This is a genomic window from Photobacterium aphoticum, assembly GCF_001029435.1.
Classification (GTDB): Bacteria; Pseudomonadota; Gammaproteobacteria; order Enterobacterales; family Vibrionaceae; genus Photobacterium; species Photobacterium aphoticum.
In genome coordinates this window covers 136,503-156,038 of the sequence record NZ_LDOV01000027.1, presented here as the reverse complement: position 1 = coordinate 156,038, position 19,536 = coordinate 136,503, and the positions used below count along the sequence as shown (strand labels likewise).

19 protein-coding genes and 1 riboswitch are annotated in these 19,536 nt (G+C 47.5%); of the genes, 6 read left to right on the top strand and 13 right to left on the bottom strand.

Annotation, left to right across the window (positions count from 1 at the left end; translation table 11 throughout):
• Nucleotides 1-540: 540 nt before the first annotated feature.
• Nucleotides 541-867, top strand: coding sequence for a hypothetical protein (locus ABT58_RS15620; protein ID WP_047875405.1), 327 nt, complete (start codon nucleotides 541-543; stop codon nucleotides 865-867).
• Between the two features lie 234 nt (nucleotides 868-1,101).
• Here ABT58_RS15620 and ABT58_RS15615 read toward each other — a convergent pair whose 3' ends face one another.
• From ABT58_RS15615 to ABT58_RS15600, 4 genes are all read right to left on the bottom strand, one after another.
• Nucleotides 1,102-1,314, bottom strand: a complete 213-nt coding sequence (locus tag ABT58_RS15615; protein ID WP_047875404.1) for a DUF3820 family protein — start codon at nucleotides 1,312-1,314, stop codon at nucleotides 1,102-1,104.
• Between the two features lie 221 nt (nucleotides 1,315-1,535).
• Nucleotides 1,536-2,138: a YceI family protein gene (locus ABT58_RS15610; protein ID WP_053063107.1), complete on the bottom strand. Its 603-nt coding sequence runs from the start codon at nucleotides 2,136-2,138 to the stop codon at nucleotides 1,536-1,538.
• A gap of 107 nt (nucleotides 2,139-2,245) precedes the next feature.
• Complete coding sequence (locus tag ABT58_RS15605) at nucleotides 2,246-4,213, bottom strand: alkaline phosphatase D family protein (RefSeq protein WP_047875347.1); 1,968 nt, start codon at nucleotides 4,211-4,213, stop codon at nucleotides 2,246-2,248.
• Nucleotides 4,214-4,346: 133 nt separating this feature from the next.
• Nucleotides 4,347-5,219, bottom strand: coding sequence for a LysR family transcriptional regulator (locus ABT58_RS15600; protein ID WP_047875346.1), 873 nt, complete (start codon nucleotides 5,217-5,219; stop codon nucleotides 4,347-4,349).
• A 198-nt stretch (nucleotides 5,220-5,417) separates the two neighbouring features.
• Between ABT58_RS15600 and ABT58_RS15595 the strand changes: the two genes are divergently transcribed.
• From ABT58_RS15595 to ABT58_RS15580, 4 genes are all read left to right on the top strand, one after another.
• On the top strand, nucleotides 5,418-6,791 hold the full coding sequence (locus ABT58_RS15595; protein WP_047875345.1) for an MATE family efflux transporter: 1,374 nt from the start codon (nucleotides 5,418-5,420) through the stop codon (nucleotides 6,789-6,791).
• Nucleotides 6,792-7,034: 243 nt separating this feature from the next.
• A riboswitch (cyclic di-GMP riboswitch) is annotated at nucleotides 7,035-7,138 on the top strand.
• Nucleotides 7,139-7,282: 144 nt separating this feature from the next.
• Nucleotides 7,283-9,892: a glycosyl hydrolase family 18 protein gene (locus ABT58_RS15590; protein WP_047875344.1), complete on the top strand. Its 2,610-nt coding sequence runs from the start codon at nucleotides 7,283-7,285 to the stop codon at nucleotides 9,890-9,892.
• 235 nt (nucleotides 9,893-10,127) lie between these two features.
• The gene (locus ABT58_RS15585) at nucleotides 10,128-10,676 is read left to right on the top strand and encodes a hypothetical protein (RefSeq protein ID WP_146147251.1); all 549 of its coding nucleotides are present in this window, start codon (nucleotides 10,128-10,130) and stop codon (nucleotides 10,674-10,676) included.
• A 51-nt stretch (nucleotides 10,677-10,727) separates the two neighbouring features.
• Complete coding sequence (locus tag ABT58_RS15580) at nucleotides 10,728-11,258, top strand: hypothetical protein (protein WP_047875342.1); 531 nt, start codon at nucleotides 10,728-10,730, stop codon at nucleotides 11,256-11,258.
• Nucleotides 11,259-11,357: 99 nt separating this feature from the next.
• Here the strand turns inward: ABT58_RS15580 and ABT58_RS24495 are convergent, their stop codons facing one another.
• Together ABT58_RS24495 and ABT58_RS15570 are read right to left on the bottom strand one after the other, a co-directional pair.
• Complete coding sequence (locus tag ABT58_RS24495) at nucleotides 11,358-12,650, bottom strand: methyl-accepting chemotaxis protein (protein WP_047875341.1); 1,293 nt, start codon at nucleotides 12,648-12,650, stop codon at nucleotides 11,358-11,360.
• Nucleotides 12,651-12,815: 165 nt separating this feature from the next.
• The gene (locus ABT58_RS15570; RefSeq protein WP_047875340.1) at nucleotides 12,816-13,745 is read right to left on the bottom strand and encodes a LysR family transcriptional regulator; all 930 of its coding nucleotides are present in this window, start codon (nucleotides 13,743-13,745) and stop codon (nucleotides 12,816-12,818) included.
• Nucleotides 13,746-13,854: 109 nt separating this feature from the next.
• Here ABT58_RS15570 and ABT58_RS15565 point away from each other — a divergent pair, with 109 nt between their 5' ends.
• Nucleotides 13,855-14,202 (top strand): DoxX family protein, encoded by a 348-nt coding sequence (locus tag ABT58_RS15565; protein WP_047875339.1) that lies wholly within the window; start codon nucleotides 13,855-13,857, stop codon nucleotides 14,200-14,202.
• A gap of 93 nt (nucleotides 14,203-14,295) precedes the next feature.
• On the opposite strand, the gene ABT58_RS15560 is transcribed toward ABT58_RS15565, so the two are convergent.
• The 7 genes from ABT58_RS15560 to ABT58_RS15530 form a co-directional block, all read right to left on the bottom strand.
• Nucleotides 14,296-14,649 carry a hypothetical protein gene (locus ABT58_RS15560; RefSeq protein WP_146147250.1) on the bottom strand — a complete coding sequence of 118 codons (354 nt, stop codon included), beginning with the start codon at nucleotides 14,647-14,649 and terminating at the stop codon, nucleotides 14,296-14,298.
• A gap of 196 nt (nucleotides 14,650-14,845) precedes the next feature.
• Nucleotides 14,846-15,325 (bottom strand): GNAT family N-acetyltransferase, encoded by a 480-nt coding sequence (locus ABT58_RS15555; protein ID WP_047875337.1) that lies wholly within the window; start codon nucleotides 15,323-15,325, stop codon nucleotides 14,846-14,848.
• A 107-nt stretch (nucleotides 15,326-15,432) separates the two neighbouring features.
• A complete protein-coding gene (locus tag ABT58_RS15550) occupies nucleotides 15,433-16,608 on the bottom strand; it encodes a tetratricopeptide repeat protein (protein ID WP_047875336.1) in 1,176 nt (391 codons plus the stop codon).
• A complete protein-coding gene (locus ABT58_RS15545; protein ID WP_047875335.1) occupies nucleotides 16,605-17,222 on the bottom strand; it encodes an energy transducer TonB in 618 nt (205 codons plus the stop codon). Before ABT58_RS15545 ends, ABT58_RS15550 begins: the two co-directional genes overlap by 4 nt.
• Nucleotides 17,222-17,626, bottom strand: coding sequence for an ExbD/TolR family protein (locus tag ABT58_RS15540; protein WP_047875334.1), 405 nt, complete (start codon nucleotides 17,624-17,626; stop codon nucleotides 17,222-17,224). Before ABT58_RS15540 ends, ABT58_RS15545 begins: the two co-directional genes overlap by 1 nt.
• Nucleotides 17,626-18,186 carry a MotA/TolQ/ExbB proton channel family protein gene (locus ABT58_RS15535; RefSeq protein ID WP_373300171.1) on the bottom strand — a complete coding sequence of 187 codons (561 nt, stop codon included), beginning with the start codon at nucleotides 18,184-18,186 and terminating at the stop codon, nucleotides 17,626-17,628. Before ABT58_RS15535 ends, ABT58_RS15540 begins: the two co-directional genes overlap by 1 nt.
• Complete coding sequence (locus tag ABT58_RS15530) at nucleotides 18,186-19,535, bottom strand: MotA/TolQ/ExbB proton channel family protein (protein ID WP_047875333.1); 1,350 nt, start codon at nucleotides 19,533-19,535, stop codon at nucleotides 18,186-18,188. The genes ABT58_RS15535 and ABT58_RS15530 overlap by 1 nt, the downstream gene beginning before the upstream one ends.
• Between the last annotated feature and the right edge of the window lies 1 nt (nucleotide 19,536).

The following is a 19,536-nucleotide window of genomic DNA, read 5'->3' as shown; positions in this document are numbered from 1 at the left end:
AATTGATACAAATGAATTAGTGTAAATTATTAAACGATTTAATAATTGCCACCACTGACTGTTTCAACATGCACATTCAACTGCGGGATGAAGCTCACAACGAACTACCTAGTTTAAGCGCTTACGTTGCCTAGATATGACCCCTCCTTCCTCAACAGCCCGAATATTGACACCTTGATTGATGTTCATATCAATGACAATTACCAAATTATTTGCAGCCCTCATCCTAAAATCAATATCTCTGTGTGGTGATTTAGTGAAATGTGTCGATCGTCAACTTAGAGAAAACGAAAAAGCACGGAGACATAAAATTTGAGAAGACTTTCGTTTTAATATTAATTGATAAGATACATTTTATTTATCGATTAGATAAATATTTTTAAATTAACTATTAAAATCAATGTGATGCAGAGCAATACTTTCCATTGTTTTTTGGGATATATTTCGCCTCAAATTCTTGTTCGAAGCATCAACGACATAAAAGTAAATGCATCAAAAGAGCATCTAAAAAGCGAATTATTAATAATCCAAGGTAAAATCATGAAGAAAATTAAGTTGTTTTTCACATCAGTGATCGCAGTAATGCTTGTTGGATGTGGCGGACATGGCTATGAAGGTGAGTATTCAATTGAGTTCCAAGATGCCTTCTTTGGGAAAAAACAGTCTGGTGGTTCTGCGGTAATGGTTCTAGGCAGTGACTACATGGAGCTAGATGGTGATCGCACCGAATTTGATAGCATCAAAGTCGTAGATGGAAGATTGCTCCTTGAAACAGATGGAAAACAACCTGAAACTCTAAAGATTATCGATGACTCAACAATCGTAATGGATGCTGGGTTTGGTGTAATGAAGTTTACAAAAATCTAACTGACCATGATTTTAAAGGTCTAGTTATTACTAGACCTTTGATTTATATCCCATTTCAATCATCCCTCAAGTTATACTGAGGTAAAATGACAATCAAGCTGAACCACCTAAAACTATCGGTAGGTGTACTTCTTAGACAGCGACTCCAATACTTCATTTATCTACATCGCAACTCTTGAGCCTTTATTCTGCTCAAGAGTCGATACGTAACTGTAGATGTAGTTATACAAGGTATTAGTATTTAAGAGGCTTGATCACACTCTCCAGCCCTTCAATTTTGAACTCCAAAGCCAATGCCATCAGCATGCCGAGTTCACCTTCCGGGAAACCTTTCTTCTGAAACCACAGTAAGTACTCTTCCGGTAAATCAATGATCACGCGACCGGCATATTTGCCATACGGCATTTTGACATTGGCCAATTTAATCAGATGTTCTTTCTCAAACACGTCGTTCTCTTCTTCTTGTTTGCTTGTTTGCTTGTTTGCTTGTTTGCAATAGCGCTGCACGAGCTCTGCAATAGTGTAGTAATGGTATGGCGGGCATGTTAGCGTGATTAATGAGGTTCGGGTAGCAATACGAACAGACTAAAATCGCTACCCTCTAAAACACCCACAGCCGACCAAAGCCGGCTGTGAGTGGTATGTCAGAGGTTCAGATATCAAGCCAATTACGTAGCAGGTTTAAACACCAAGGTCGCATTTACCGGCACGGTCAACAAAATCGATTTGAGCTTGGCAACTTCTTTCAGTTTGGTCACGCCGCCATCCAAATCAAACTGGTTCGCCATCACCATAACCGGCGCTAACGTATTCACTAACAAGCCGCCACCCTCTAACCCTGTGATTTGCACTTTTGCGGGTAAGTCTTGCGTTTTCCCGTGTAGATCTAACGTGAAGGTCACTTCATCTACGCGGGTTGTCCCCGGTGCCAAGCTGCGCAAAATCGTGCCATCGACGTTGGCACTGATGGTCGCATTGGGAAACGTCTTGGTTTGGAACAACATCTCTTTCATGCGGGTGTCACGAATTTCGATATTGGTGTCCACACTGTCGAGCGCAATGGTCAGCGTGACCGCCCCTTTATCATCAATCGTGCCGCTGAGCTGCTTGAATCCGTGATTTTCGACCACGGCATCATTTTTCACGGAGGAAAAATCAATCACAGACTGCTGATTATCCAGCGCCCATCCTGCATAAGCAGAGGCTGACAGTGCCCAAATCCCTAATCCCATCGCCACCCGATGACGGATTGTTTTCAGTGTTAACGCCATGACTTACTCCTTCCTTTTGTTTTTATGGTCTCCCATGAACTATAGGGTATGTCGATGGCGTTGCCTGTTTGATGCGTAAAATGCGATATGAATCGATGAATACCCGCTTAATCCCGCTCTTCAATCGGCGGAAATGCGATACGCTCCCCTTCTGCCGTTAAAATCGCGATATCTACCGGTTTTCCGTTCTCATCCAATCGCACTTCCCCGATAGCGCTGCGGTTAATCAGACGATGATTGCCCGGTAAGTCCGGATCCCGCTTGAATACTTTTAAGCGCTTACGTTTGGTCAGCCAGTTTAAGGGCGAACGAGGGCTATACAGAATGCGATCCATAAAGTCACACACACGCAATAGGCCATTCGGGAATTCGTTTTTGATCCCGCTACAGGTGATTTGATAAATATTCGGACTGCACTTTCTAAATCGCAGTTTCACGTCATACGCGAAGGAATAGTGCACATCCCCCGACAAAATCACAAAGTTCGTCGGCGTTTTGGTATGAGTAAAAATACTGATGAGAGTATTGGCCGAGCCGGGATGTGCCATCCAGTTTTCTGCATCCACCAGCAAGGGTTGGCCGATCCATGTCATGCCACGTTGCAGCATTTCAATGAACTTCACCCCGAACATAGGCGCGGCTGACACAATGATCACAGCCGGTTCGTGAATCAAGCCTTGATGCATTTCAATCAATGCTTCCCAGTCCATCAGGCCCGACGGTTTATTCATTTTCGACTCTGAACGCCAACGGCGGGTACGGGTATCCAGCACCAACATTTTTGGGGTGGTGTTCACCGTGTAATGCCACTGCTCAAAACGGTACAGATAATCAATCAGGCTGTCTTGGCGATCCCGATTAGGCGCACTGAAAAAATCCTGCATGCGCGCCATAAACGTCTCATCGAAATTTTCTGGCGCGTTACCCCACCCTTGGAACAGCCAATAGCTAAGCAAGCCATTACCGATAATACGACGCGAAAACGGGTTACCGTATGCCGCTTGCTCCCAGCCGACGGTCAGGTTCCAGTCATCGGTCACGTCATGATCATCAAAGATCATATAAGTTGGCAAATGGGCCAATAGGCGCTGAACTTGCGGCAAACCTGCAACAAATTCATCAATAATTGGTTTTTCATTTTTCCACACTTGCTGCCATTGCGGCGCAAGAGTATGTCCATGCCAGGTGAAATCCAGCTGTTGTAACTTATTGCTATCGACAAAGCGCCACAGCACCGGTGACCACACCAGCAAATACATGGCGACAAATTCACTCAGTGTAATGAGATGATTATTGGATTCACGCGAGCTAAATACCGGTACTTTTCGACGTAACCAGTTTGCAACACGTGGCACACGCTCGAATACTTCTTCCCCACCCTCTAAGTAGTGAGGCAAGATTTTATCGCGGTGGTAAAAGTTATAAGGGTGTGCAAACAGTGCGTTACTGTTATCTACCTGCGCTTTTTCAAAACTCTCGCCGTGTAAACCCAGTAAAGCAATCACTTGCTGAATAGCATCCAGCATAGGGCCAGCAACATGATCGGCATAGATCTGATCGCCACTCATCATCAATAGACTTGGGCGTTCGTGCAATGCTTGGCCGCCCACTTTATTATCAGCAGCAACAAGACTGTCTTTACTTGGATAATGCGGATTACGGCAAGAACCGTGCATCACGTAATCCGCACGGGTGTTAATGGTAAAGCGGATACGGGATTCACCGTCATACAACAGGTGCGGCAACTCGTCGGTCAGTTCGCCCTGCTGCGTAATAATCTGATAACTCAACGGCGCATCAACGGGAAACTCACCTTGGAACGTAACTTGATAAATCCAGGCACGCTGACCAATTTGAATATGCTCCCCTGTCGCGAGATCACCGCTAAAGAACGGTGTCTCTGACAATGAGGAACTGAGCGGATCATCCTGATACACCTGAACGGAGCCTTCCAATGGCTGCGACACCGTTAGCCACAGCGTAATCTGTTGCGCGGTGACTTGACGTAAAATCGGCCCCGCCAGAATCAGTGGCAAAGGCTGAACAGTGTTGGGAGTAATACAAGGCTCTGGCATAGCGCAAACGGTCTCTTCTTTTTCTTGTTTTGTAATGCTAAATATCAGATTTCTGACTAGGTACTACTAGGACAGTAACAGGTGAAATTTGTTTAATCTATATTCTCAAAAAGGATACTGATCAAGCTAACAACTAGAATATCTTCTCCAGTTCGTTGTACATCCATTCCATCACCGGCCCGATACCTTTGTCACGCCGTTTCACCACACCGATCTCGACCATTAACGGATGCGGTATGGCCTCGGTTGATAATTCCACCAAATCATTCGCATACCACTGCTCTTTCGCCACATGCTCAGGCACAAGTGCCCAACCTAAGCCTCGGATCACCAACGCTGAAATCATGTAATAACTGTCGATATGCCAATAATTCGAGGCCAAAGGCTTGGCCTGTCCTAATCCCATACGGTCACGGATCACCAATTGACGATACCGGGTAAGATCTTGTATTTCAGGAACAGGAATAGCAGAGAGCGGATGGTCGCGGGATACAATCAGCGAATGCTTAAACTGCCCGACAGAGGTAAATTCCAGATTTTCCGGCAAACTGTGCTGATGAAATAGCACACCGATATCCGCTTTACCGCTGGCCGCATACTGGGCGATATCTTGCTGAGAGCCATTAATGATGGTCAGCTTTAACAGCGGAAACTCACGCGCAACGGCTTCAAACATGATTTCAAAAGCCGTTACCGGCACGGCTTCGTCGATCGCTACCGTGAACATGGTTTCTTCACCGGTCGAGACGGTCATTGCCCTTGAACACATTCGCTGGCACTGTGCCAATACCGCTTGCGCTTCGATATACATGTCTTCACCCGCCGGAGTGAGGACCGGCAAACGGGAACTACGGTCAAATAACTCAAAGCCTAAATCCAGCTCTAGGTTATTAATGGCAGTGCTGACCCGCGATTGCGCCTTGCCCATCTTTCTTGCTGCCGCAGAAAATGATCCTTGCTGCACCGCCGTTACAAACGCGTCTAATTGATCAATTGTCCAATTCATTGCCACCTTGCTCACTTACCACACCAAAACTATGCCATTTAAGCATCACAAACCAAAATCGATCAAATGCCCCTACCACTTACTGCCAATTCTCTTCGAATTACCGTCAATCTATCCGAAAATCGGATAGTAACCAACTTTAATCAATCCGAATAATTACGATAATAAGGGTATAAATCACACAGAAGAATGATAACAATGCAAGAAATTACCTCCAGCAGCATCGACCCTAACAGCACCAGCAAGACCTTCTGGCGCTTTGCGATTCCTTCTATTGCTGCCATGCTCGTGAACGGCCTGTACCAAGTGATCGATGGCATGTTCGTTGGACATTATATTGGCTATGAAGGCTTAGCAGGTATTAACCTTGCCTGGCCGGTGATCGGCGTACTGGCGGGTCTTGGTCTGCTTGTCGGTATGGGCGCTGGCAGTATCATTTCCATTTTCCGAGGTGAAAATCAACAGGTTAAAGCCCAGCAAACCTTGTACACCGCATTAGGTTTGATCGGTATTGCCGGTCTGCTGATGATGATTTTCCTCAACATGCTGGCGCCGACCTTGTTGATTGCACAAGGCGCAACCGGCAATGCGTTGGAAATGGGTATCGCCTACATTGAAGTGTTCAGCTGGGGTGCCGTCTTTACCATTGCGGCGGGTGCCCTGCCGATGCTGATCCGTAATGATGACAGCCCGAACTTTTCCACCGGCCTGATGATGGCAGGCGCGATCATCAATATTGTTTTAGATTACCTGTTTATTGGCCACTTTGGCTGGGCGTTGAAAGGGGCCGCTGTTGCCACCATCATTGCGCAAATCAGTATTACCTTGGTGGCAGTACTGTACTTTTTCTCGCGCTATTCACAGCTTAGGCTTAGCGTGCGGAACGCCTGCTTCAACGTCAGTATCGCACTTAAAACTGTAGGATTGGGTACATCTAGCCTATTAATGTACGCCTACTTCAGCTTCATGGTGGCACTGCATAACAAATTGTTCATGAGCTACGGCAGCGCGGTCCATGTAGGTGCCTATGCCATCGTCGGTTATCTGGTCACCATGTATTATCTGCTGGCAGAAGGTATTTCCAGCGGCATGCAACCACCCGTCAGCTACTACTATGGTGCGAAACAAGGTGAGAAGATCCGTGCGACACTGGTATTGGCGGCGAAAATTGTGGCGTTTACCGGCCTGATTGCCATCGCGGTGTTGAACATCTTCCCGAACACCTTGGTGAATTTGTTCAGTCAGAATGAACCGCAGCTAGCTGCAGAAACCATCAACGGTATTCGCCTGCACCTGTTTGCGATGTTCTTGGATGGCTTGTTCGCACTGGCATCGGTCTACTTTATGGCTATCGATAAAGGCGGCAAAGCGCTGGCTATCTCACTGGGTAATATGTTGATTCAGCTGCCGTTCCTGTATTTCATGCCAAAACTGATGGGTGTCGACGGTATCTGGTTGGCGGTACCGCTGTCTAACATTGCCCTTGCCTTTGTGGTTATTCCTATGGTGTGGATGGACATTAACCGTCGCGCATTGATGAAGCCGGATCATGAAATGGCATTAGCAAACTAACACGCCAGATCCCTGTCTCCATCTTCATTCAATTTTATGCAAAAAGCGTCAGTCTGCACTGGCGCTTTTTTCGCCCTCTCGCCCCCCTTCTCCCCGAAATAAAGCACACAATGCATTACACCTTTACGGAGTGAATTGCGTGAAGCAGTGTCACAAAATACCGTAAAAGATCCCGACTACAGCGGAAGATCTCCGCTTTTAATTTGCACAAAATAAGCATTCTGATATTTATATTCTTAATACTTGTGACAACGGCAAACTGCATGAAAATGCAGGACGCAAAGTTTCCGGTCTAAGGGTAATGCATTGTTATTCAATCCTTTACCTATGACAGCGGGACTGCCTCAAGCGTTGACCTCGTATTATACACGCCCTACAAGCGACTTCTTTTGCGCGGCAAACATGCGCTCTGGCAGTGCCCTGTCACTGCGACGCATGCCCTTTCCCAGCAAAAAGAGTGCTTGTTTACCCCTGTATAAACGGAGCCTATTTTGAAAAAATCTCACATCGCCCTGCTGGTAAGCAGCTTGATCACAGCAACGGCAGCAAATGCCGCTGCACCGGGTACACCTAGCCTTGATTGGGGCACGCATACCTACGCACTGGTTGAATTAAACCGCGACGCGCAAAGTTACAAAGAGATTGTGGTTGCCCGCCACAATGAAATTCCGGTGACCGTGTCCTGGCAAACATGGAGCGGTGATCCTGCGCAAACAGCCAATGTCTTATTGGATGGCAAAACGGTTTGGACCGGCAAAGGCAGCAGCAAAAGCGCAACCTTCAATCTTAGTCAAGGCGGTGTGTATGACATGAGCGTGGAGCTGTGTAACGCCGACGGTTGTAGTGAAAGCACCTCAGTAAAACTAACGGTGGCAGACACCGATGGTAGCCATTTAGCACCACTGGTACCTACCCTGCAGGAAAACAACAAACCTTACACCAATACGTCCGGGAAAGTGGTCGGCACCTACTTTGTTGAATGGAGTGTTTACGACCGTAAATTCCCGTTAGATAAAGTGCCAGCACAAAACCTGACTCACATGCTGTACGGCTTTACGCCTATTTGTGGTGGCGACGGCATTAACGACAGCCTGAAGCAAATTCCGGGCAGTTTTGAAGCGCTGCAAAAAGCGTGTGCGGGCACACCAGACTTTGCTGTGGCTATTCATGACCCGTGGGCTGCCCTGCAAAAAGGTCAGCAAGGCGTGAATGAATGGACGGACCCGTACCGTGGTAACTTCGGTCAAATGATGGCGCTGAAACAAGCGTACCCAGACCTGAAAATTTTGCCGTCTATCGGTGGCTGGACCCTGTCTGATCCGTTCTACTTCATGCACGACGAAAGCAAACGCCGTGTATTTGTTAATTCAGTAAAAGAATTCCTGCAAACGTGGAAATTCTTTGACGGTGTCGACATCGACTGGGAATACCCAGGCGGTGGCGCGGCGAACCCGGAACTGGGTGATAAAAACAAAGACGGTGAACTGTATGTCACGCTGATGAAAGAACTGCGCACCATGCTAGATGAGCTATCAGCCGAAACAGGCCGCACTTATCAGCTAACCTCTGCGATTGGCGTTGATGTGAAGAAAATTGATGTGGTGGATTACAACCGCGCCCAGCAGTACATGGATTACATCTTCCTGATGAACTATGACATGTTTGGTGCGTTTGATCTGAACAACCTAGGCCATCAATCCGGCATCTACGATGCAAGCCATAATCCAGCAATCACCCACACCGTTGAACGTGGTGTGAATGACCTGCTGGCACAAGGCTTGGATCCAAAGAAACTGGTCATTGGTGTGCCAAAATACGGTCGCGGCTGGCAAGGTGTTCACAATATCACTGGCGATAACCCAATGACAGGTCAAGCCACGGGTGCCATTAAAGGCACATGGGAAGCAGGTGTACTGGACTACCGTGATATCGTAAATAACCACTCAAGCAACGGCTGGGAAAACCGTTACGACGAGCAGGCGGAAGCCTCTTACAAGTGGAACCCAACCACCAAAGAGCTGATCAGCTACGATGATCCACGCGCGGTGAAAGCCAAAGGCCAATTCGTTCAGGAACGCGGCCTGGCGGGTCTGTTCTCATGGGAAATTGATGCTGACAATGGCGATTTGTTGAATGCCATGCATGAAGGACTGGGCCACGGTGACGGCGGTGTCACCCCGCCACCAGTGCAGAATAAGCCACCGGTTGCCAATGCGGGTGCTGATCACACAGTCATGGGGCCTATCACTGTGACCTTGGATGGTTCAAAATCCTACGACCCTGAGCAGCAAGCGATGACTTACCAGTGGACACAAACTGCTGGTGATAGCCTTGTGATCACCGGCAGCGATCAGGCTAAAGCGACGATCTCCCTGCCTGCGGTCGATGCAGATACACAGTACCACTTCTCACTGGTGGTGACTGATGAAGAAGGCCTGACAGCGCGTGACACCGTCACTGTAACCAATAAGGCAGAGCAAGCAAACCAAGCCCCTGTCGTCACACTGCCAGAAACCCTGACCGTGGATGCAGAAGCGACCTTCTCACTGAATGCCAAAGCCAGCGATCCTGACGGTGAGCCACTAACGTACACATGGACGGTTTCATCACAGTTTGAAGTGGTATCAGGCCAAGGCTCAGCCACACTGCGTTTGAAAGCTCCGGCAGTGACAGAAATGACGCAAGACAGTGTGTCTGTCATGGTTTCTGACGGTGCACTGGATGCAACGGCACGTACGTTGATCACCGTGAACCCGAAAGACATCGGCGGCGGTAATGACTGTGACATCAACGATCCAAACGCAGGCAACTACCCTGCATGGACCGGTGGTGCGGTGTATAACACCGGCGATCAAGTCAGCCACGACAATCTGGTTTGGCAGGCAAAATACTGGACACAAAACAACGAACCAAGCATCACCGCAGATCAGTGGGCATTGATCAGTGATGTTGAATTCGGCTGGAACGCCGGCGTCGCTTATCAGGGCGGCGAGCAGGTGAACCATGACGGTCAGCGCTGGAAAGCCAAGTGGTGGACCAAAGGCGAAGAACCAGGCAAAGCCTCTGTCTGGGAAAGTGTTGGTGAGTCTTCTTGCCAGTAACGCTTAGCGATTATTAGCCATACATTGAATACGACTTAACGCCCCTGCCCTTACCGGCAGGGGCGTTTTAGTCTTTTTAATTGAACGTCGCTCAATTTTCACAATATCCACATAAATTTTAGTGAATTACCTCGCATTCACTTTTTCATGCCGTATCCAATTTACCTGTGCTCGCTTACATTTCTCATTCTTGCATTACGCCGAAACTCTCGGCTAACAACCTCATTAAAAATGGATGATTAATATATTAATGCTTTATAAAAAACCATTGATGAGCGTTTTCAGTCTGACTTTATTAACTTCATCAGCCATCAGCTCCGCAGACACAATCAACGCTAAAGCCATTGTGGGTATTCAGCACGGCAAAATATTATCGGAATTTACAGCTCAGTTATCCTCCACGACCGTGCCAAGTCAGGTGATTTTTGCTAAAGAGGTTAAGGTTACCGATCCGAAGATAACCGTCTCTAACCCATGGCAACTCGCTTACCCTTGTGATGAGAAAAACTCTGATGGCAGCGCGATCATTGTCATCACGGAAAACACACATGTACTCCGATCCTGCACAGCACTGAATAGTTATGACGGTTATGAAATGTCTATTGAAAAACACCCTTCGACCGTTTTGCCTCAAGGTTCAGCCCGCAGAAACCTTCCTGACGCAATTACTCTAAATCGTGATGTCTTAGTTATTCCATCAGAAGCCGGGGTTGATAGTTACATCGTTTGGGATGGCGAAACGTATATCTTTGTTATGCCTGAAGAACCCGAATACCTAAATTAACCATGAGCATTGTTTTAATGCGCGACGAACTAATTAACATCGAGTACAACTATGCGCTATCGCCCAAAAATAAGTATTACCGTATCTCTACTCTTATCCATCATTGCCTGTTCAAGTTCCGCCAATACAGCGATACCCAACATCCCCTCAGATATTAGTTACGGAAAAGTCTTATCTGAATTTACTGCCAACTTAACGTCTTCAAAACATCCAAGCAAAGTGGTTTTCGCGAAAGACGTTAAGGTTACCGATCCTAAAATAACCGTCTCAAACCCATGGCAAGTCGCTTACCCTTGTGATGAGAAAAACTCTTACGGCAACGCCATCATCATTATTGCTGACACGGTGCATGTACTCACTGCTTGTGGTGAGTTAAATAGTGAGGAAGGTGACGAAATGTTCATTGAGAAATTACCTTCAACAGTAATTCCTCAAGGCTCAGCAAGAAGCAGATTACCTGATGATGTTATCAAGGATCTGGATGTCATCATGGTGCCTACACCTGCCACCATTGATACGTACATTGTGTGGGATGGTGAAAAATTTGTCTTTACTGCACCCTTAGAGCCTGAATATCGATAATCGCTTCTCTATTCAAGTTATATGAATGCCATAAACAGAAAGAGGCCAATTGGCCTCTTTCGTATCGCGATGAATGTTTGGGTGCAGTGATTGCCCCTGTTACATCTTTTGTTCGCTTAAGCTCATTACCGTGCTCGAGACATTTTCTGCCCCTTTGTAGATCTCTTCCATCACGGTTGAGACTTCAGACATCTTGGCGCTGCCCAAATCTGAAATTGTCGCCACTTCTTGCATAAACTGGGTAATGTCAGTGGTTAATTCTTGGTTCTCGTCCACCACATGGGTGATTTCAGCAGTGGATTCTGCCGTACGAGACGCCAGTTTTCGCACTTCATCCGCCACCACGGCAAAACCTCGGCCTTGATCACCGGCGCGTGCCGCTTCAATCGCCGCGTTCAATGCTAACAAGTTCGTCTGCTCAGCAATGCCTTTGATGGTTAACACGATCTGCGAAATGTTGTTAGAGCGCTCATTCAAATCCGCAATTTTCGCCGCCGCACCAGCGACTTTTTCACTGATTTCGTGTGACACTTCTACTGAATCTTGCAGCAGTTTTGAGCCTTCCAGCGCAATTTGTGAGGTTTCAACCGAGGTGCTGTAAGCCACTTCTGAGGCTTGTGAAATGGCTAAGTTACGTTCTACTTGCTCAGTCACATCAGTGGCAAACTTCACCACGCTGACCACGTTACCCTGCTCATCCAGGATCGGGTTATACGTCGCTTCAATCCACACATTGCGGCCTGAAGAGTCACGGCGCAAGAACTGACCAGACTTGTAACGGCCCGCACGCAAATCAGACCAAAAATCTGGGTTTTCGCGGTAAAAATCATCAAAACAGAACATGCGATGATGCTGGCCGATAATTTCGCTTTCACGGTAACGCAGTGTATTAAGGAAATTGTCGTTCGCGCGGATCACTTTTCCGTCGATAGAGAACTCAATCACCGCCATCGACTTATTCAGCGCATCAATCACACTTTGTTTTTGTGCATCTGTTTTATGCACACTGGTAACATCAGCAGCAATTTTGAATACACGTTCTACCTGACCCTGGTCATCAATCACCGGAATATAGGTGGCAGATAAAATCACATGGTGGCCATCTTTACAGATACGGGTAAACGTCCCTTCAAAAGATTCCCCCGCAGCCAGAGCGCGCCAAAACTCTGCATACTCTGATGAATAGGTATAACTGGTTTCACAGAACATGCGATGGTGCTTATTCTGAATTTCCTCAAGTGTATAGCCCACGCAATTTAGAAACTTATTACTAGCAGTAAGAATATTGCCACTCTTATCAAACTCAATATAGGCTGTGTTCTTAAAAATAGCAGCGTATAGATTTTGTTCAAAAGAGGGCTTACTGTCAGCTTGTTTCTTTCTGAAAAACATAGAGTTACTTAATCCTATTCATATTATTGTTATTCACACACCTCGTACAAAACAGCATGCGGTTACATTTTCTCACAATAAGATACAAAATGGATAGTAATTTATCTATTAATAGCCTTTGTAGGAATATTCTCACACTGTGTAGCCACGAAAAGATATATTTCCTTAGAAACTTTGTCTCACCGGATTGTCGTTAAAATAAGCAACCAAGAAATCGACAAAGACACGAATACGGTATGGCTGATAAGCATCGTCTTTAAATACGGCATGCATAGGTAAACTCATCGCCTGATACTCGGGTAATACAGGCTCTAATACACCTGATGCAAAATGTGGCTCTGCCATCCAATGGGGCAAAGCCGCAATACCATGACCTAACGTGGCCATTTTCAACAGCATCTCAGCACTGTCACTGGTAAACACTTCCTGCACTGGGATAATAGCCTTATTCGTAGGTACGGCGGCCTCATAGACGGTCCATTGATGTGACGGGCGCATCAACGAATAGGTTAAACAGAGATGCGATGATGGGTGATGTTTAGCCAAATCATCAGGAATTACTGGCCTCCCCTGTCGCGCTAAATACGCTGGCGCGGCCAAAAAGACAGCGGTGTTATTAAACAAGAATCGCGCTTTATAGCGGGAGTCGGACAAATTTGCCACGCGGATAGCCACATCAGTTTGACTGTCGATTAAATCCACTTGCCTATCGCTCACTGACACGTTCACGATCAATGCCGGGTGTTGCCGCATGAATGCACTGATAGGCTCCGCTAATAACTGCGTGACCATCACACTGGGCACAGACAGTCGTAACTCACCACGGACTTCAAGACGATCGCCCCTTAAACGCGTCTCGATAGTAAGCATGTCCGTCAAAACCTGCTCGCAATGTTTCGCATACTCGTCCCCTTGTGGGGTTAGCGCAATTTTTCGACTGTTACGGTGGAACAAAGCAAAGCCCACTTGCTGTTCAAGCCAAGCGATCTTCTTACTCACCGCACTTTGCGTCAGGTTCAATGCATTGGCAGTTGCCGTAAAACTGCCAAGTTGAGCAGTACGGATAAACACATTCAGACAATCAAACTTATCCATTTTGCATTCTCACTGGGAATGGATGATATGCCAAAGCTACCATTTATCCACTCACTCAGGAATGGTTAAATGATACCAACAGACAACATGACACATTAAAGAGTCCCCAATGACACTCGTATTCATTTACTTACTGATAGCCTTCTTTGTTTTTGCCAGCTCCATTAAATTACTGGGTTGGCAACGATTCATTTTTACTACCCAGCTGGCTTTCTTCCACAAATACGGCTTGAACCGGACGAGCATGTTTTTGGTGGGACTTATCGAACTCACCGGCGCGATACTGTTAATCAGTTATATCGTCATACCGACAAAGGCGTGGTTACTTTTTGCGGGGGCGGGACTATTAGGCATGACATCTGTTGGTGCTCTGTATTTTCATTTTCGGTTCGACGGTTGGAAGGATGCGATACCGGCGATAGTGACGCTCAGCTTATCCGTGCTAGCCGTGATGTAGCGTACCCAATCAATAGCATCACCCATGATGGAAATGAAAACGGCGCAGGTCATATCGACACTGCGCCGTTTACGTAATGGATGACGCTCAATCTTATTGTGCTTGATTCGTTGATTCCTGATCTGGAACCGAAACCACCATGAAATCAATATCAATGATGGTTGAGTGCTTTGGGCTGTGATTCATTCCCCAACCAATGACGCCTGCGGCCATCCACATCACCGCATACGCTTCAATGCTCACGATGAAAATCAGGAAAGGGATCCCCACTAAGAATGACACGAATAATTGGCTATTTGCACTGTCTTTCTCGGCCGAGGTCGTCTCTTTAGCGGCATTGAAAAGGCCGCATTCTTGGTCACGATCCACCGGAAACAGCTTTGCTTTGCATTCACAGGTATACACGCCTGCTGTTTCAATTTCTTCAACCATGAGGTGTGTTAACACCGTTTTCGTTTGACAGTGTCCACATGTCAGTTGGTAACCCGCAAGCATCATCAATCCTTTTTGTGCCTGTATTTAGATGACGGAAAATTACGGGTAATACTGGAGTAAGTCGATGAGCAGGAGACACATTTTCGAGTGGTAAAGCAGTATTTCTATTGAATAATCATGAAATTACACGACGAATAATAACAATAGACTAAGTAAAAACCTTCACCATCGGGCCTGCCTGATTTCCCTCAATAAAATCAAAACCCAGTGCCTGATAATACTGAACAAGCTTTGGAATTTTGAATAACTTGATCATCAGCCCTTTTTTATTGCGATGCTTAGCTTCCTCTTCTATTCGCTGAATCAATTGCTCTGCAATGCCCTGTCGTCTCTCATTCGGCGCAACCCACAGCATGCCAAAGTACAAGGTGTCAGATTCTGGCGACGGGGTATGAAAACAAACACCGGCGATAAACTGCGCACCGCGTTTTACCACTAAAAAGTGACTATCTTCATCTGACAGGTTTTGCATAAACCGTTCATGTGATTCAAAACGCAAATAGGGTTTTCCCGTAAAGGCTTCATACTCTGCAAAAGCAAGATTAATCGCCTCACACAACGCAACGGTGTCTGTTTCCGTCATGCGGTGGCGATCTAACGGGATATACTGAAAGATAGGTTCTTTCATAATGACTGACTCACTGCCTGCTCATGACGGAATAAAACAGCGTCATGAAAGCATAAGAAAAAAGAGGCACTCGGCCTCTTTTCAATTCTGATGATGAATGACATCCATCAACTTTCCATCTTGCGCATCTGATTCAGATACTGGATCCAACTTTTCGATGCCGATGTCGACTTGATGTTATCCGCACGCTTGGCATGAATAATCGCCTGATCGAAATTATTCAGTTTGTAGTACGCGCGCACTTTTGCCAGTTCGACATCCGAGGCATGGCGCTTGCTGGTCACTTTATCTAACTGTGCAATGGCACGCTGGTACTGCCCTTCCTGCAACAACAACTGCGCCAATGGCCAACGGTACTTATTGTTGAGTTGAGCGGCAATTTTCCAGGTCGCAATGGCTTTGTCCCACTCTTTGGCCATTTGCCAGTATTGTGCTTGGGTCGACACCAATTCCACATCTGTGGTGGCATTATCCAGTTCTGCATACAAACGTGCGGCACGCTCTGGCATACCACGCTGAGCATACAATTGACCTAGCGTTTTTAAGTCTTGCTGAGTCAACTCAATACCTTGGCGTTTCGCCAGTGCCAGCGTTTCCAGCGCTGATTTGGCATAACCGATACGCAATTGAATACCGGCCAGTTGCTGCCACCACACGGTCTTTTTCGGTTCAAGGGCAATCAATTGCTCCAGTGTCGGGATCGCCCCTTTCCACTTCTTAAGTTGTAACTGCGCACCCAACTTCAACGTTAAGGCTTGCACGTCTGCTTTTTTGGCATAACGCTGCTGTTTAGCAATAGCTGTCAGCACAGACTGCCATTCAGAGACTTGATAGTGAGATTGCGCGATACGGAACCACAACTCATCGGCCTTTTGATTAGCGGGTACCGATTTCGTCAAAGCATAGTAATGCGGTAAGGCTTGTTGATATTGACCATTAGAGAGCAAAATATCTGCCAACATGCGCTGAGTGATCCACGCTTGCTCGTCTTCTAACAGGCCGCTTTTCACCGCAGTAGTAAGATTCGCAATGGCCTTCTTGCTGTTCCCTTGCTGCCAGTAAAACACGCCCAACATACGTTGAACGAACGCTTTATCGTAATCACGTGAAGGGTCCATGCCTTCCAGCATTGCGATGGCTTGGTCCAACTTGTCTTCTTGTTGCAGCGTATTGGCACGCTGCACTTTGTTGGCGGTGAACTGCGACAGTTCTGCAGACGCTGACATGGATGCCGTGCCTAACGGCAACGCTAACGCGACAAGGAGTGCTATTTTCTTCATCATTTTTGAATTTTAAACTCCAATCTCACCGTCTGGCCGATCTGCTCAATGGCTTTACCGTCCAACACTTTTGGCTGGTACTTCCATTTCTTCAGAGCACGCGTGGCTTCACGTTCAAACAAACGACGCGGTTTGGCTTCAATCACTTTCACGTCCGTTGGGCGACCTTGGGTATCAATCGTGAAAGACATCACCACATAGCCTTCAGCTCCCTGCTTCATCGCACGGGCAGGATAACGCGGTTCAACACGATACAACGGCATAGCTTGCTGATTGGCACCAAAGTCGGAGAATGTCGGCATATTAATTGCCAGACCTGACACGGCCGTGTCCAAGTTCAAGCTTGGCATACTCGGCGCAACCGTATTGGTCACCGCTTGCGTGCTGGCGGTTGGCATGGCTTGCGGTGGTGGCTCTGGCGTGTCGGGCTTTTCAGGTACCGCACGCTGACGACGACGGGCTTCACGCTCCTGCTCGACCATCACCATATCAATCGCAACAATGGTTTTTTCTTTCTCAGCACGTTGGTGGCCGTTATCGACCATCCATGCCATGAAAGTAAATAGACCCAGTGCCATCGCTAAAGCAATGGGTAAGGCCACCAATAAACGCAACATTAGCCTTTCTCCGCAGCCAACGCGATACTCTTCACGCCCGCCCCTTTCGCTGCATCCATCACTTTCACAACGGTGCCATTGTAGGCATGCTCATCGGCTTGGATCACCAAAGAAGCATCCGGTTGTTCCAGTAGCATATGCTCAAGGGTCGCTTGTACACGCTCAACATCCACTACACGTTTGTCGATGTAAATGTCATTGCCAGAGGTCACTGCGATAAAAATACCGGCATCTTTCTGGCTCACCACGTTGCTGGCTTGCGGACGATTCACTTCCACACCGGACTCGCGCACAAACGAGCTGGTCACGATGAAGAAGATCAACATAATGAAAACAATATCCAACATGGATGTCAGATCGACCTGTGCATCTTCACGGGCCGCAGAAGGACGGTTCAGTCGCATCACTGACTCCTCAATAATTTTTCTAATTTCAATTCACGGAACTGACAGGCTTTTGCCAAACGTGAATGAATAAACATACCGGTCAGCGCGGCCACCATGCCGGCCATGGTTGGCAGTGTCGCCAAAGAAATGCCCGATGCCATTAAACGTGGCTGGCTGCTGCCTTGGGTTGCCATCACGTCAAACACGGAGATCATGCCCGTTACCGTACCGAGCAGGCCCAACATCGGACAAATCGCGACAAGCACTTTGATCAGATTCAAATGTTGGTTCAGAGCAATATGCGCCTGGCTTAACCAGCCATCACGCAAGGCATGGGCATACCAAGAGGTTTGATCGGTACGATCTGCCCATGCGTTCAACCATTGCTTTTGCTGGTTGGGGTAAGTGAACAGCAAGTACAACACTCGCTCAACCACCAACACCCAACACAACACGACAACGGCAGCCAGCCACCACAGTACCTGGCCACCTTGGTTCATAAACTGCTCTAATGAATACCGCCAGGCGTCAAAAACTGACATAGGTGCCAAGGTGACTTCAAATAAGCTGTTTTCCATTATGCTGACATTCCTGCTTTTTCGGCTTGCTCAGCAACAAGGCTAATGCCCTGCTTCTCAAGAATATTGCGAATGTTTTCGGCTTGTGTGCTCAACATGTTATGCGCCAGCAGCAATGGCATCGCTGCCACCAAGCCCAGAACGGTTGTCACCAGCGCCATCGAGATGCCGCCTGCCATCACCGTTGGATCACCGTTACCGAACTGCGTGATCACCTGGAAGGTTTCAATCATACCGGTTACAGTACCCAGCAGACCCAGCATCGGCGCCAGTGCGGCCAACAACTTCAGCATTGACAGGCCTTTTTCCAGGCCGTGTTGCTCATCCACAATCGCTTCAAGCAAACGCAGTTCAAGGGCTTCCACACTACGCTGTTGTTCTTTGTTGTACACGCTCAGCACACGACCCAATGGGTTGTTGCCCGGTTCATTTGGCTTTTTCAACTGGCTGCGGATTTGCTGACGAATGACCGTCAACTTCGCACCACGGAACAGTGCAATACCCAAACCAATGGCCAGCAGACCAATAATGATGTTACCGATCACGCCGCCGTAAGACAGGCGATCAGACAATGTTGGGCTGTTGGCTAACTGCTCCAGCATGATGCCGCGAGACGGGTCAACCACGGTCGCTTGCAGACCACTTTGCGTCAGGTCGGTCATGCCGGTAAATACCGGACCATTTTCAGGTTGCTTCAGATAAGACTGCGCCACATCACGCTTGCCGTCCCATGCCAGATAACCCGCATCACCGATCAAGCCCATGCTTCCTAAGCGGTACGCTTCCACTTCTGAGCGGTGACCCTGACCATTAATGAAAGGCACTTTCACTTCACGCATTTCACGGCTGGCCGCGATTTGTTCGTTCAAACCCTGCCACAGGCCGGTGAGTTGCGCTAAGGATGGCAATGCTTTGGCTTCAACAATCTCATCAACAACCGCACGGTAATCATTGCGGTCCACACCGGTAACCGATGTACGCATTTCTAGATCAAGATCTTTGGCTGCCTGACGGACAACGCCAAACAGCTCACCCAAACTCCCCGTTTCCAAACGCAGTTGTTCTTCCAAACGTGCTAACTGGTTTTCGTTGTCGCTGAACGTTTTGCTTAGCTGATCAGTTTCAGCCTGAAGCTGTTTGCGCTGCTTCAACAGGGCATCACGCTGCGCTTTAATCTCTTTTTCCGTGAGGGTGAAGCCTTTTTCACGTTGCTGGTTATGCGCGTTTTCCACTTTTTGTTCTTGGCGGGTTTGCTCCACCAACGTTTGACTAGACAAGGCTTGGCTGGCACTGGCGGTCATCGGCACACTGAACAGACACAGCGCAACAGTTAATGCTTTGAATTTCATC